12 protein-coding genes and 1 pseudogene are annotated in these 13,949 nt (G+C 71.0%); 12 read left to right on the top strand and 1 reads right to left on the bottom strand.

Annotated elements, in window-relative coordinates:
- The first annotated feature begins 248 nt into the window (after positions 1–248).
- The 12 genes from AB0959_RS41635 to AB0959_RS41580 all read left to right on the top strand — a co-directional run bounded on the left by AB0959_RS41635 (position 249) and on the right by AB0959_RS41580 (position 12,976).
- The gene (locus AB0959_RS41635) at positions 249–1,826 is read left to right on the top strand and encodes an arabinogalactan endo-1,4-beta-galactosidase (RefSeq protein ID WP_366832034.1); all 1,578 of its coding nucleotides are present in this window, start codon (positions 249–251) and stop codon (positions 1,824–1,826) included.
- A 122-nt stretch (positions 1,827–1,948) separates the two neighbouring features.
- On the top strand, positions 1,949–2,914 hold the full coding sequence (locus AB0959_RS41630; protein WP_366832033.1) for an SMP-30/gluconolactonase/LRE family protein: 966 nt from the start codon (positions 1,949–1,951) through the stop codon (positions 2,912–2,914).
- A 5-nt stretch (positions 2,915–2,919) separates the two neighbouring features.
- On the top strand, positions 2,920–3,420 hold the full coding sequence (crcB, locus tag AB0959_RS41625) for a fluoride efflux transporter CrcB (RefSeq protein ID WP_366832032.1): 501 nt from the start codon (positions 2,920–2,922) through the stop codon (positions 3,418–3,420).
- Positions 3,417–3,818, top strand: a complete 402-nt coding sequence (locus AB0959_RS41620) for a DUF190 domain-containing protein (RefSeq protein WP_366832031.1) — start codon at positions 3,417–3,419, stop codon at positions 3,816–3,818. The genes crcB (AB0959_RS41625) and AB0959_RS41620 overlap by 4 nt, the downstream gene beginning before the upstream one ends.
- Positions 3,815–4,189 carry a fluoride efflux transporter CrcB gene (gene crcB / locus AB0959_RS41615; protein ID WP_366832030.1) on the top strand — a complete coding sequence of 125 codons (375 nt, stop codon included), beginning with the start codon at positions 3,815–3,817 and terminating at the stop codon, positions 4,187–4,189. Before AB0959_RS41620 ends, crcB (AB0959_RS41615) begins: the two co-directional genes overlap by 4 nt.
- A 106-nt stretch (positions 4,190–4,295) precedes the next feature.
- The gene (locus tag AB0959_RS41610) at positions 4,296–5,129 is read left to right on the top strand and encodes an undecaprenyl-diphosphate phosphatase (protein WP_366832029.1); all 834 of its coding nucleotides are present in this window, start codon (positions 4,296–4,298) and stop codon (positions 5,127–5,129) included.
- An 80-nt stretch (positions 5,130–5,209) separates the two neighbouring features.
- Positions 5,210–5,941 (top strand): FadR/GntR family transcriptional regulator, encoded by a 732-nt coding sequence (locus AB0959_RS41605; RefSeq protein ID WP_366832028.1) that lies wholly within the window; start codon positions 5,210–5,212, stop codon positions 5,939–5,941.
- Positions 5,938–7,371: an amino acid permease gene (locus AB0959_RS41600; protein WP_366832027.1), complete on the top strand. Its 1,434-nt coding sequence runs from the start codon at positions 5,938–5,940 to the stop codon at positions 7,369–7,371. Before AB0959_RS41605 ends, AB0959_RS41600 begins: the two co-directional genes overlap by 4 nt.
- Positions 7,368–8,408: an asparaginase gene (locus tag AB0959_RS41595; RefSeq protein WP_366832026.1), complete on the top strand. Its 1,041-nt coding sequence runs from the start codon at positions 7,368–7,370 to the stop codon at positions 8,406–8,408. The genes AB0959_RS41600 and AB0959_RS41595 overlap by 4 nt, the downstream gene beginning before the upstream one ends.
- A 142-nt stretch (positions 8,409–8,550) precedes the next feature.
- Positions 8,551–9,966, top strand: a complete 1,416-nt coding sequence (gene aspA / locus AB0959_RS41590) for an aspartate ammonia-lyase (RefSeq protein WP_366832025.1) — start codon at positions 8,551–8,553, stop codon at positions 9,964–9,966.
- Positions 9,967–10,118: 152 nt separating this feature from the next.
- On the top strand, positions 10,119–11,507 hold the full coding sequence (mptB, locus tag AB0959_RS41585) for a polyprenol phosphomannose-dependent alpha 1,6 mannosyltransferase MptB (RefSeq protein ID WP_366832024.1): 1,389 nt from the start codon (positions 10,119–10,121) through the stop codon (positions 11,505–11,507).
- Positions 11,504–12,976, top strand: a complete 1,473-nt coding sequence (locus AB0959_RS41580; protein ID WP_366832023.1) for a glycosyltransferase 87 family protein — start codon at positions 11,504–11,506, stop codon at positions 12,974–12,976. Before mptB ends, AB0959_RS41580 begins: the two co-directional genes overlap by 4 nt.
- Here the strand turns inward: AB0959_RS41580 and AB0959_RS41575 are convergent.
- Positions 12,901–13,893, bottom strand: a pseudogene (locus tag AB0959_RS41575) (serine hydrolase); the annotation flags it as partial. The gene AB0959_RS41580 and the pseudogene AB0959_RS41575 overlap by 76 nt on opposite strands.
- Between the last annotated feature and the right edge of the window lie 56 nt (positions 13,894–13,949).

Raw genomic sequence — 13,949 nt, 5'->3', positions numbered from 1 at the left:
GGCCTGAACGGCCTCGTCCTCAAACGCCGGACGGGCTGGTGGTGCCTGGCCTCGGCTGAAAACCAGCCGCAGCCGGGGAACTCAGCCCCGGCCGGGAAAATTCAGCCCCTCCGGCGCTTGAGGAGCGGGGTCCGGGGCGGAGCCCCGGGGATGGGACGGGTAGGGGCGGCGGGGGCGAAAACCCCCTTGTCCCGGACCTCACCGGGACGCCCACACCCCACACCACGTCGAAGGGACGACGGACAACGATGTTCCATCCCAGACGCACAATACGGACCTTGCGCACCCTGCTGCTCCCCCTAGCCGCCGCGCTCGCCCTCACCACCATGCCCGCCCAGAGCGCCCACGCCGCCAGCACCCTCACCAACGGCGGCTTCGAGTCCGACGGCACCGGAACCGCGACACCGGCCGGCTGGTCGACGTACTCGGCCAGCGGCCAGAACGCCGCCTCGTTCACCGAGTCGGGCGGCCACAGCGGCAGTTACCGCCTGACCCACTGGTCGTCCTCCGCGTACAAGGTGGAGACGTACCAGTACCTGTCCGGCCTGACCAACGGCAGCTACAAGCTCACCGCGTGGGTCCGCTCCGGCGGCGGCCAGAAGTCCGCGTACATCGCGCTGAAGAACTGCGGCAGCGCCGAGCAGCGCACCGACCTCCCCGTCTCCTCCAGCGGCTGGATCCGGATCGTCACGTCCGTCGCGGTGACGAACAACCAGTGCACGATCAGCGTCAACTCCGATGCAGGCGCCGGGAACTGGATCAACGTCGACGACCTGACCTTCACCTCGGGCTCGACGGGCCTGGCCATCAAGGGCTCCGACATCTCGTCACTCCCCAAGAGCGAGGCCAAGGGCGGTGTCTACAAGAACAGCTCCGGCACCACCGGTGACGCGGTCACCCTCCTCAAGAACGCCGGCATGAACTACGCCCGCCTGAAGGTCTGGGTCAACCCGGCTGACGGCTACAACAACAAGGCGCGCGTGCTGGCGATGGCCAAGCGCGTCAAGGCGGCCGGCATGAAGCTGCTCGTCGACTTCCACTACTCGGACTTCTGGGCCGACCCGGGCCGCCAGGACAAGCCCGCCGCCTGGGCCGGGCACTCCTACAGCCAGCTGAAGACCGACGTCTACAACCACACCTACGACGTGCTGAGCGCGCTGAAGGCGCAGGGCACCACCGCCGACATGGTGCAGGTCGGCAACGAGATCAACGGCGGCATGCTGTGGACCGAGGGCTCCACGAACAACTGGTCGCAGCTCGCCGGCCTGCTCAACTCCGGGTACGACGCGGTCAAGGCGGTCAACTCCGGCACGACCGTGGCGCTCCACCTCGCAAAGGGCGGTGACCTCTCGGGCACCCGCTGGTGGTTCGACAACGCGGTGTCCAACGGGGTCAGGTTCGACGCCATCGGCCTGTCGTACTACGGCTACTGGCACGGGCCGCTGTCCGACTTCCAGACCACCCTCGACGACGCGGCCTCCCGCTACGGCAAGCCGGTCTTCGTCGCCGAGACGGCCTACCCGTTCCGCCTCGACAGCGACGACTCGCTCACCAACCAGATCGACACCACCGGCGAGCTCGTCTCCGGCTACCCCGCCTCCGCGGCCGGCCAGCTCGCGTGGATGAACACGGTCGCGGGCATCGTGGAGGCCGTCCCGAACGGCCGTGGCCTCGGCGTCTTCTACTGGGAGGCCACCTGGACCGCGGTGACCGGCAACGGCTGGGACCCGACCGACGCGTCCTCCGGCAACGGCTGGGAGAACCAGGCCCTGTTCGGCTACGACGACCGGGCACTGTCGTCGATGTCGTGGTTCAGTCACCGCTGATCACGTGGGTGACGAGGGCCCGGCCGCCGTCCCGCGGCCGGGCCCTGTCGCGTGTGAGCTTCCCGGGGCTCCGGGTACCCGCGAAGATGGCCGCCGGAGTCGGGCAAACGGGAGGCGACATCGTGCAGTCACGGAGCACCGGACTCGTACCGTTGGGGTACGTGGGGATCGGCGGGCGAGGGCCCGAGGACGTGGTCACCGACGAGCGGGGGCGCGTCCTGACCGGAGTCGAGGACGGGCGCATCCTGCGCCTGGACGGCATCGCGGACCCCGGCCGCACCCGCGTCCAGGTACTCGCGGAGACCGGTGGCCGCCCCCTCGGGCTCGAACTCCTCCCGGACGGCGACCTGCTGGTGTGCGACGCACGGATGGGCCTGCTGCGGTGCGCCACCAAGGACGGGACCGTGCGAGTGCTCGCGGACTCGGTCGACGGCGAGCCGCTGCGGTTCTGCAGCAACCTCGTCGCGCTCACCGACGGGACGATCTGCTTCACCGTCTCCAGTCGCAGCCATCCGCTGGAGCAGTGGATCGGCGACCTGGTCGAGCACAGCGGTACGGGGCGGCTGCTGCGTCTCGCACCCGGGAGCGAGACGCCCGAAGTGCTGCTGGAGGGGCTGCAGTTCGCCAACGGTCTCGCGGCCTCGGCCGACGCGTCGTTCCTCGCCGTCGCCGAGACCGGCCGGCGCCGGCTCACCCGCTACTGGCTCACCGGCCCGAACGCCGGCACGAGCGAGCCGTTCGTCGAGGACCTGCCCGGCATGCCGGACAACATGTGGCGCGGCCCGGACGGGCTGATGTGGGTGGCGCTTGCCGGACCGCGTGTCGCCCCGTTGGACGTGCTTCATCGGATGGGCCCGGGCGCCCGGCGCACCGCTGCCCGTATCGCCGTCCGCGCCCCCTTCCGGCCGCAGGGCTTCGCCGGGGTCGTGGCGGTGGACGACACGGGACGGATCGTTCACGACCTCACGCGTCGGCGCTCGGGGTTCCGCATGGTCACCAGCGCCTGCGTCGCCGACGGACGACTGGTGCTGGGGAGCCTGTGGGAACGGGGGGTCGCCGTGTGCGAGCTGCCCGACGTGGCACGCTGAGTCGTGTGACAGTCCCGCACCCCGACAGACTCGGCCGCCCCGACAGGCTCGGCGCCCCTGAGGCAGGCGACCTCGTCGGTCACCCCGCCCGGCGGCCGTCCCTCTGGCACGGCCAGGCACCTGTGGTGGCCGTGGTCGCGCTCGGCGGCGCCATCGGCGCCACGGCCCGCTACGGCGCGTCGCTGCTGTGGCCCACCCAGACCGGCGGCTTCCCCTGGACCACGTTCTGGGTGAACGTCGTCGGCTGCGCCGTGATCGGGGTCTTCATGGTCGTGATCACCGACGTGTGGGCGGCCCACCGGCTGGTACGGCCCTTCTTCGGCACCGGAGTGCTCGGTGGCTTCACCACCTTCTCGACGTACGCCGTCGACATCGAGAGGCTGGTCGACGCGGGCCGTCCCGTGACCGGCCTCGCCTATCTCGCCGCCACGCTCCTCGCGGCCCTCGCGTCCGTGGGGCTCGCGGTGGCGGCGGCGCGCCGGCTCCTGGCGGTGAGGCAGAGATGACGCGACCCACTCGGCTCACGGGCCGTGCCCTGCGCCTGACCGTCCTCGTCGGCGAGCACGACACCTGGCACCACAGACCCCTGTACAGCGAGATCGTCCACCGCGCCCACGCGGCCGGCCTGGCGGGCGCCAGCGTGTTCCGGGGGATCGAGGGCTTCGGCTCCTCCTCGATCGTCCACACCTCGCGGCTGCTGTCACTGAGCGAGGACCTGCCCGTCGCCGTCGTCATCGTGGACACCGCGGAACGGGTCCGTGCCTTCCTGCCGCAGCTCGACGAGCTCGTCACCGGGGGACTGGTGGTCCTCGACGAGTGCGAGGTCATCAGGTACGGCGAGGCGGACGACACGTCCGGCGACACGCCAGGCGACCCGGGCACGGAAGGTAAGAAGTCGTTGTGAACTGGCTGCTCGTCATCGTCGGCGGCATGGCCGGTGCGCCTCTGCGCTACCTCACCGACCGCGCCGTGCAGTCCCGGCACGACACGGTCTTCCCGTGGGGCACCTTCACCGTCAACGTCGTGGGGTCGCTCATCCTCGGTCTGCTCACCGGCGCGGTGGCCGCGGGCGCCGCCGGTTCCCACCTGCAGCTGCTCATCGGCACCGGGCTGTGCGGCGCGCTGACCACGTACTCGACCTTCTCGTACGAGACCCTGCGCCTCGCCCAGGACGGCGCCCGTTTCTACGCCGTCGCCAACGTGGTCGCGAGCGTCGTGGCGGGGCTGGGCGCCGCGTTCACCGGGGTGGCGCTCGCCGGGGCCGTGTGGGGCTGAGTTCCCCGCGACACGCGTCACGGTGGTACGAGCCCTTACCTCGTCGTAGTACGACTGTCAGCGCCGTACTCGCTGCCGTACCCGACGCCCACCAGAACTGGATCACATGAGCGCCATCTCCCTCGGCCAGGCTTTCGTCCTCGGAGTCGTCGAAGGGGTGACCGAGTTCCTGCCGGTCTCCTCGACCGGCCACCTCAAGATCGTCGAGGGGCTCATGGACATCCCGGTCGACGACGACTCGGTGGTTGGGTTCTCGGCGGTCATCCAGGTCGGCGCCATCGCGGCCGTGCTCCTGTACTTCCGCCAGGACATCGCGCGTATCGTCTCCGCCTGGTTCCGGGGCCTCACCAACCGTGAGGAGCGGTACCACCACGACTACAAGTTCGCCTGGTGGGTGATCGCCGCGACCGTCCCGATCGTCGCCGTGGGCCTTGCCGCGAAGCCGCTCATCGAGGGGCCGCTCGCCTCGCTCTGGGTGGTGGCGGCCTCGCTGATCGTCGGCAGCGGGGTGATGTGGGCGGCGGACCAGATGGGGCGGCACAAGCGCGGGGAGGACGACACCTCGTTCAAGGACGCCATGCTGGTGGGCGGCTCGCAGATCCTCGCCCTGCTCTTCCCTGGCTTCTCGCGCTCCGGCGCCACCATGTCGACCGCGCTGATGCTCGATCTGGACCGTGTCGCGGCCACCCGGCTCTCCTTCTTTCTCGGAATTCCGGCCCTGACGGGTGCCGGGCTGTACGAGCTCAAGGACGCCCTCGGCGCGGGGGTGGGCGCCGCGCCGCTCGCCGTCGGCACCGTCGTGTCGTTCGCGGTCGCGTACGCGTCGATCGCCTGGCTGCTGAAGTACGTGGCCAAGCACTCCTTCAACGCGTTCGTGATCTATCGGATCGCGATCGGTCTGCTGCTGTTCGGACTGCTGGGCACCGGCGTGCTCAGCTGATCACCGGAAGGGGTGGCAGAGCGGGCCCCGCGCCCGCCACCCCTTGACAGCACCCTTACGTCGCCTTCAGGATCACCCCCGTGAACCTGTCAGACAGCCAGACAGCTGGCTCGGCACCGCGGCGCATCAGCGCCATGGAAGCGGTGCTCACCCACCTCCGCGGCGCCATCGAGCGCGGCGAGTACGCCATCGGCGACAAGCTCCCCTCCGAGGCGGAGCTGTGCCGGCGGCTCGAAGTGAGCCGGCCTGTCCTGCGCGAGGCGCTGCGGGCCCTGCAGGTGATGGGGCTGACCCAGTCCCGCACCGGCAAGGGCACGTTCGTGATCGCGGGCGTCGTCGAGGACCCCACCTTCGGCGACTTCACGGCGAGCGACCTGCTGGAGGTGCGCCGGCACGTCGAGATCCCGGTCGCCGGGTACGCGGCGGTGCGCCGCACCCCCGAGAACCTGGACCACCTGGCCCATCTGCAGGACCGGATGGAGCGGGAGACGGACACGACCGCGTGGGTCGCGATGGACACGGTGTTCCACCTGGCGATCGCCGAGGCCACCCAGAACCCGGTGTTCCGCCGGGTCATCGAGGAGATCCGGGACGCACTGGCCCGCCAGTCGGCCTTCCTCAACGAACTGGGCGGCCGCCGCGAGCAGTCCAACCGCGAGCACCGGGCCATCGTCGAGGCGCTGATCGACGGTTCCGAACACGACGCGGTGGAGGCCATGTCCCACCACCTCGACCGCGTCGAAACCACCCTCACACAGATCGTGCGTCCCCCACGCACGGACAGCTCCACGGAAGGCGGACCCGAGGCGTGAGCGAGTCACTCCAGGAAGCCGTACAGAAACCGGCGCACGTCGACGCCGGCGACGCGGGCTACAGCAAGTCCCTCAAGTCCCGGCACGTCAACATGATCGCCATCGGAGGAGCGATCGGAACGGGCCTCTTCCTCGGCGCGGGCGGCCGGCTCGCCGACGCCGGCCCGTCCCTCTTCATCGCCTACGCGGTCTGCGGCGTCTTCGCCTTCCTCGTCGTCCGCGCCCTCGGCGAACTCGTCCTGTACCGGCCGTCGTCCGGCGCCTTCGTCTCCTATGCCCGTGAGTTCATGGGAGAGAAGGGGGCCTACACCGCGGGCTGGATGTACTTCCTCAACTGGGCGACCACCGGCATCGCCGACATCACCGCGGTGGCCACCTACACCCACTACTGGGGCATGTTCTCCGACATCCCGCAGTGGGTGCTCGCGCTCGTCGCGCTCGCGATCGTACTGACCGTGAACCTCATCTCGGTGAAGTTCTTCGGCGAACTGGAGTTCTGGTTCGCGATCATCAAGGTCGGCGCGCTCGTCGCCTTCATGTGTATCGGCATCTTCCTGCTGGTCACCCAGCACCAGGTCGACGGCCACGCCCCCGGCCCGGCCCTGATCACCGACAACGGCGGCCTCTTTCCCAACGGCCTGCTGCCGATGCTGCTGATCATCCAGGGCGTCGTCTTCGCCTACGCCTCCGTCGAGCTGGTCGGTGTCGCGGCCGGTGAGACGGAGAACCCCGAGAAGATCATGCCGAAGGCGATCAACTCGATCATGTGGCGCGTGGGCCTGTTCTACGTCGGCTCCGTCGTCCTGCTGTCGATGCTGCTGCCGTGGTCCTCGTACAAGGCGGGCGAGAGCCCCTTCGTCACCGTGCTGTCCAACATCGGCATCCCGGCGGCCGGCGGCATCATGAACCTGGTCGTGCTGACCGCGGCCATGTCGTCGCTCAACTCGGGCCTGTACTCCACCGGCCGCATCCTGCGCTCGATGGCGATGTCCGGCTCCGCGCCGAAGTTCACGAGCGTGATGAGCCGCAGCCAGGTCCCGTACGGCGGCATCCTGCTCACCAGCGGTATCTGTGTGCTCGGTGTCGGGCTGAACTTCGTGGTTCCGGCCGATGCCTTCGAGATCGTGCTGAACTTCGCCGCCATCGGCATCCTCGCCACCTGGGGCATGATCATGATCTGTCACCTGTTGTTCTGGCGGAAGACCCAGAACGGCGAACTGACCAGGCCGAGCTACCAGCTCCCGGGTTCGCCGTGGACCGAGCTCGTGACGCTGTTCTTCCTCGCCTCGGTCCTCGTCCTGATGTACGCCGACGGCGGCGCCGGCCGCACGACGGTGCTGTGCCTCCCGCTGATCGTGGGGGCCTTGGTGGCGGGATGGTTCGGGATACGAGCCCGGGTCGCCCGCCGTTCGACCGGAACGGAAGCGTGAAACAAGCAGTGACGTACGGCAGTTCAGCGGCCATCGACACCTCGGCGACCCCTCCGGCGCCGGTGGCCGCGGCTCCCGCGATCCGGGAGCCCCTCCACGCCCCCGTCGCCCACCTCGTACGGGGTGGCGTCATCGAGGGCATCCACTACGGTTCGGTGGTCGTCCTGGCCGCCGACGGCGGCGTCGAGCTCCAGATCGGTGACATCGAGGCGGCCTTCTACCCTCGTTCGGCGCTCAAGCCCGTGCAGGCCGTGGCCATGCTGCGGGCCGGGCTGCCGCTCGACGGGGAGCTGCTCTCGCTCGCCGCGGCCAGTCACTCCGGCGAGGAACGGCATCTGGCCGGCACCCGGCGGATCCTGGAACTGGCCGGGCTCACCGAGGACGACCTCCTCAACGTGCCCGACCTGCCCTATCACCCGGTCGTGCGCGAGTCCTGGATACGCGAGGGGCGACTGCCGTCGCGGCTCGCGCAGAACTGCTCGGGCAAGCACGCGGCCATGCTTTACACCGCCAAGCTCAACGGCTGGTCCCTCGACGACTACCTCGACCCGAAGCACCCGCTCCAGCAGGCCATCGCCGAGATCGTAGAGGACCTCACCGGGCAGGCCGTCGCCGCGGTGACGGTGGACGGCTGCGGTGCGCCCCTGTTCTCCGTCTCGCTGCACGGCCTCGCGCGCGCCGCGGCCCGGATCACCACCGCCGAGGCGGGAACCCCCGAGCGGCTGGTCGCCGACGCGATGCGCGAGCACGCCGAGATGGCCTCCGGTTCCGGGCGCGATGTCGCCGCGCTGATGCGGGCCGTACCCGGGCTGCTGACCAAGGACGGCTTCGAGGGCGTCCAGGTCGCGGCCCTGCCGGACGGCAGGGCCGCCGCCGTCAAGATCGCCGACGGCGCCGACCGGGCCCGCGTCCCCGTCACCGCGGCGGCGCTCGCCCGCGCGGGCGTCGACCCGGCGACGCTGGAGGAGTTCGCGGGCGCCCCGCTGCTCGGCGGTGGGGAGGTGGTCGGGCACATCCGCCCGGCCCGCGCCCTGTAAGGGGCGCGGGGCTGCGTCGATATGCGGCTCCGCCGCGTGGGCGCGAGCAACCACGAAGTACCCGCACCCGCCGACGGCAGCAAGCCCCGAGCTCCTAGGCGGCACCCAGTCACCCTGCCGTACGAAAGAAGGCCCGCACGCCATGACCGCCGCAGCGACCCGCAGCGAACACGACCTGCTCGGCGACCGCGACGTACCCGCCGACGCGTACTGGGGTGTCCACACCCTGCGCGCCACGGAGAACTTCCCCATCACCGGGACGCCGATCTCCGCCTACCCGCACCTGATCGACGCCCTCGCCGCCGTCAAGGAGGCCGCCGCCCGCGCCAACGAGGAACTCGGCCTGCTCGACTCCGAGAAGGCGTCCGCCATCGTCGCGGCCTGCCAGGAGATCCGCGACGGCAAACTCCACGACCAGTTCGTCGTCGACGTCGTCCAGGGCGGTGCCGGCACGTCGACGAACATGAACGCCAACGAGGTCGTCGCGAACCGGGCGCTGGAACTGCTGGGCCGCCGCAAGGGCCAGTACGAGCACCTCCACCCCAACGAGGACGTCAACCTCGGCCAGTCGACCAACGACGTCTACCCGACCGCGGTGAAGGTCGCGACGGTCTTCGCGGTGAGCGAGCTGCTGAAGGCGATGACGGTCCTCCAGGACTCCTTCGCCCGCAAGGCCGTCGAGTTCCGCGACGTGCTGAAGATGGGGCGCACCCAGCTCCAGGACGCGGTGCCGATGACCCTGGGACAGGAGTTCTCCGCGTACGCGGTGATGCTCGACGAGGACCGCAGCCGGCTCGCCGAGGCCGTGGAGCTGATCCACGAGATCAACCTGGGCGCCACCGCCATCGGTACCGGCCTCAACGCCCCAGCCGGATACGCCGAGTCGGCGCGCCGCCACCTCGCCGCGATCACCGGGCTGCCCCTCGTCACCGCCGCCAACCTGGTCGAGGCGACCCAGGACTGCGGTGCCTTCGTACAGATGTCGGGTGTGCTGAAGCGCGTCGCCGTGAAGCTGTCGAAGAGCTGCAACGATCTGCGTCTGCTGTCGTCCGGGCCGCGTGCGGGCCTGAACGAGATCAACCTGCCTCCCGTGCAGGCGGGTTCGAGCATCATGCCGGGCAAGGTCAACCCGGTGATTCCCGAGGTCGTCAACCAGGTCGCCTTCGAGGTGATCGGCAACGACGTCACCATCACCATGGCCGCGGAGGCGGGACAGCTCCAGCTCAACGCCTTCGAGCCGATCATCCTCCACTCGCTCTCGGAGAGCATCACCCACCTTCGGGCGGCCTGCCTGACACTCGCCGAGCGGTGTGTGGACGGCATCACCGCCAACACGGAGGAGCTGCGCGCCGCGGTGGAGAACTCCATCGGCCTCGTCACCGCCCTCAACCCGTACATCGGGTACACGGCCGCCACCGACATCGCCAAGGAAGCCCTCGCCACGGGGCGCGGTGTCGCCGAACTCGTCCTGGAGAAGGGCCTGTTGCCGGCCGACCGGCTTCAGGCCCTGCTCCGGCCGGAGGTCGTCGCGGGCAGCGGGACACCGCAGGCGGTCTGAGAGACGGAACGGTGTACGGCGTGAGGGAGGGCCGCCACCCCTCCCCACGCCGAACCCGCCGATCACGTGGCGGTCACGCAGAGGCCGCCGCACGGCGAGCGGGATGTCGCCTGCCGGTCACCCCGTGTGGACACGCTGACTGAGTGTTGGCCATGGCTTTCCCCGTCGATCTCCGCCGTTGTCAGGCGCTGGGCCTCGCCGGCTCCGCCGTTCTCGCACTGGGGGGTGAGACAGCCGGGGCGCTCCCGGTGCGCGACCTGCTCGCGCCCGCGTCGGCGCGCGCGGCGCTGGGCCTGGTCTGCGTGTACTTCGGCGTCGTCCTGCTGATCGCCGCGTGGGCGCTGCTGGGCCGGGTCGTACGCGGACCGAGGCCGCCGACTCCCCGGGCCCTGCTGGGCGTTCTGGTCGTCTGGGCGGCTCCGCTGCTGCTCGCGCCGCCCCTGTTCAGCCGGGACGTGTACAGCTACCTCGCGCAGGGCGCCATGGTCGATGCGCACATCGACGTGTACGCCCACGGCCCCGCCCGTCTCGGCGGGCCCCTCGCGGCCGAGGTCGCTCCGGTCTGGCAGCACACCGCGACACCTTACGGCCCGGTCTTCCTCGCCATATCCCGTGGTCTCGCGGATCTGACCAGCGGTCAGCTGCCCGCCGGGCTGATCGGTATGCGCCTGGTCGCCCTGCTCGGCGTGGCCCTGATGGCCGTGGCGCTGCCCCGTCTCGCCCGGCACAGCGGCGTCGAGCCGGCCGCGGCCCTGTGGCTGGGCGCACTGAACCCGCTGGTCCTGCTGCACCTCGTGGCAGGGGCCCACAACGACGCCGTCATGCTCGGGCTGCTCGGCGTCGGACTCGTCGTGGCACGCGGCCGCGCGTACCCCCTCGGAGTCGTCCTCGTGACGCTAGCCGCTCTGGTCAAGGCGCCCGCCGCACTGGGACTGCTGGCGATCGTCGTGATGCGGGGGCGCACACGTGCCGTGCGGACGACGGCGACGACCGCTGCGGTCGCTGTCGCCACGACCGCCGTGACCACCGCCCTGACCGGCACGGGATACGGCTGGATCGCCGCACTGCGCACCCCCGTGTCCCCGGACAACTGGTCGCCCACCAGCGTCCTCGGCCGCGCCACCGGTGCCGTACTGGACAACCTGGGCAGTGAACTCGCCCCCCTGGCCCTGCCGGTCTGGCATGCCGCGGGACTCGTCGCGACCAGCGCCGTCGTTCTCTACATATGGCTGAAGCTGCGTCCCGGACCCGTGTACGCGCTGGGTCTCAGCCTCGCCGTGGTGGCGGTGCTGGGTCCGGCGATCCGGCCCTGGTACGCGCTGTGGGGACTGTTCCTCATCGCCGCGGCGGCACCCAGCGGCTCCGTGCGCACGCGTGTCGCCGCCGCCAGCGGAGTGCTCGCCCTCGCCGTCCTGCCGAGTGGCGGACCGCCGGACGCCGACCAGGTGGCCCTGGCCGTATCGGGCGGGGCGCTCGCGCTGGTGGTGCTCTGGCAGGCCCACCAGGCGACCGGGGCACCCGTGCTGGAGCGCACGGCATGACCCCGACGCAGCCCGGCATCGAGAGCGCGGACGCCGAGAGCGCGGACGCCGAGAGGGCGGACGCCGAGAGGGCGGACACCGGGAACGTGGACATCGAGAAAGCGGCAACCGACCGCCGACGGATCCTGCTGGTGCTCGGACTCGCCACCGCCGTCACCGTCTTCACCGCCACCGTGCCGCTCCTGCGCGACTGGTTCGACCTGCGCGTCTACTACGGGGCCGTCAACACCTGGGTGCACCACGGCGGCCGCCTGTACGACTACCGGGTGCCCGGGACGACGTACGGCTTCACCTACCCGCCGTTCGCCGCCGTCGGCATGCTCCCGATGGCGCTCGTGGGACTGCACACGGCGATCGCGCTCTGCCTGCTGCTCAACCTCGCCGCGCTGTCGGCCGTGCTGTACATCCTGGTCGGGCCGCTGCTGCGCCGGTACGGCTGGTTCGGTGTGGCGCTGGCGCTCTGCTGCCTCGCTCTGCTCGAATCGGTGCGGGACACGTTCAGCTTCGGTCAGGTCAACCTGCTGTTGCTGGCGCTCGTCCTCGGCGACGCCTGGCTGCTGTCCACGGGGCGGGGCCGCTGGGCGGGCGTGGGTATCGGCCTCGCGGCGGCCGTGAAACTGACGCCCGCGCTGTTCATCGGACTGCTGCTGCTCGCCCGGCGCCCGCGCGCCGCCGGGCTCGCGACCGTCGTCGCCGCGGCCGCCACCGCGGCGGCGGCCTGGGTGGCACCCGACGCCTCCCGCTTCTACTGGACGGAGGCGCTGTGGGACACCAACCGGATCGGCCGCCTCGCCTACGTCTCCAACCAGTCGTTGCAGGGCGTGCTGGCCCGGCTCGTGGAACCGGCCGAGCCGAGCCGTCCCGTCTGGGCGCTGCTCGTCCTCGCCGTGCTCTGCGTGTGGGTGTGGCGCGCACGCCGGGCGATCGCCGACGGTGACTGGACGGGGGCGTTCGCCGTCACCGGACTGACCGCGTGTCTGATCAGCCCGATCACCTGGGTGCACCATCTGGTGTGGCTGCTGCCGTCGTTCGCCGTACTGCTCCGGCACCGCAGGCTGCTGTGGGTCGCGGGCTGTCTGTACGCGGTGCTGTGCAGCAGCGTCGTGTGGCTGTGGTTCGACGACGCGTCCGGCCCGGACGGCTTCCTCGGCAGCAACACCTACGTGTGGATCACCCTCGGCCTGCTGCTCGGGCTGCCCGTCGGTCAGTCCTCGGCGGGCCGCCGGCCCTTGCGCCGCAGAGTCAGGACGATGCTTCCCGCGCCGACCCCGACCGCCCCCACGATCACGCCCGCCACCGCCCAGCCGGGACGCGAGGACTCCTTCTCGGCGACGGGCAACGGCTCGGACCCCGACCTCGCCGGGGGGTGCGGAGCCGGTGTCGAGGGACGCGGCGGCAGCAGCGAGCCCACGGCCTCGACGCGCCCGGCCGCCCGGAAACCCCAGTCGAGCAGCGAACGCGCCTCCTGATACACGGTGAAGCCGCCACCGGCCTGGGGGTTCATCACCGTGACGACCAGGGTGCGTCCGTTCCGCTTGGCCGCCGCGACCAGCGTGTTGCCCGCATTGGTGGTGTAGCCGTTCTTGATGCCGATCAGGCCGGGGTAGCGTTCGACGCCCTGCGCGCCCGTGAGGAGGCGGTTGGTGTTCCGGATGGGGTACGCCGCGCCGTCCCCCGGGAACTGCGCCTCGGCCGTGGAGCAGTACCGCGCGAACTCCTCGTTGCGCAGCCCGGCCCGCCCGAACACCGCGAGGTCGTACGCCGACGAGACCTGTCCCGCCGCGTCGTACCCGTCGGGCGACACGACCCGTGTGTCGAGGGCGCCCAGGGAGCGGGCCTTCGCCTGCATCTGCGCCGCGGTGGTGCGCCAGCCGCCGTTGAGCGAGGCCAGGACGTGCACCGCGTCGTTGCCCGAGCTGAGGAAGACACCGCGCCACAGGTCGGCGACGCGGTAGGTGTGGTTCTCCTTGACCCCGACGAGACTGCTGCCCGCGCCGACGCCGGCCAGTTCCTCGGGTTTGACGGTGTGACGGGTGCCGCCCGGCAGGGACGGCAGCACCGCGAGCGCGAAGAGCGTCTTGAGGGTGCTGGCGGGCGGCAGTCTGCGGTGCGCGTCGTGCGCGGCCAGCACGTCACCGCTGTCGGCGTCGGCCACCACCCAGGACAGCGCGGACAGGTCCTCGGGAACCTTCGGCGCCCCGGACAGGGGCCGCACCTGCGTGCCCGGACGGTGCAGCGACGACTGCCGCCCTGGCGAGGCCGTCGCACGCCCGGCGTCCGGGTCGCCGCCCGGCCGGGCGGCGGAGCCGGGAGCGAGGGTCAGCATCCCGACCACACAGAGCGCGGAGCAGGAGGTGGCCGCGCGGGTAGAGAATCCGATGCTCATACCGCCAACGTAGGAACGAGTTCCGTATCCCGCCGGGCCATCAGGGCCGAGCGAGC

Origin of the sequence: Streptomyces sp. NPDC046862, assembly GCF_040704615.1 — a bacterium.
GTDB lineage: Bacteria > Actinomycetota > Actinomycetes > Streptomycetales > Streptomycetaceae > Streptomyces.
The sequence above is the reverse complement of the archived record's forward strand: the minus strand, read 5'-3'. Positions and strand labels throughout refer to the sequence as shown.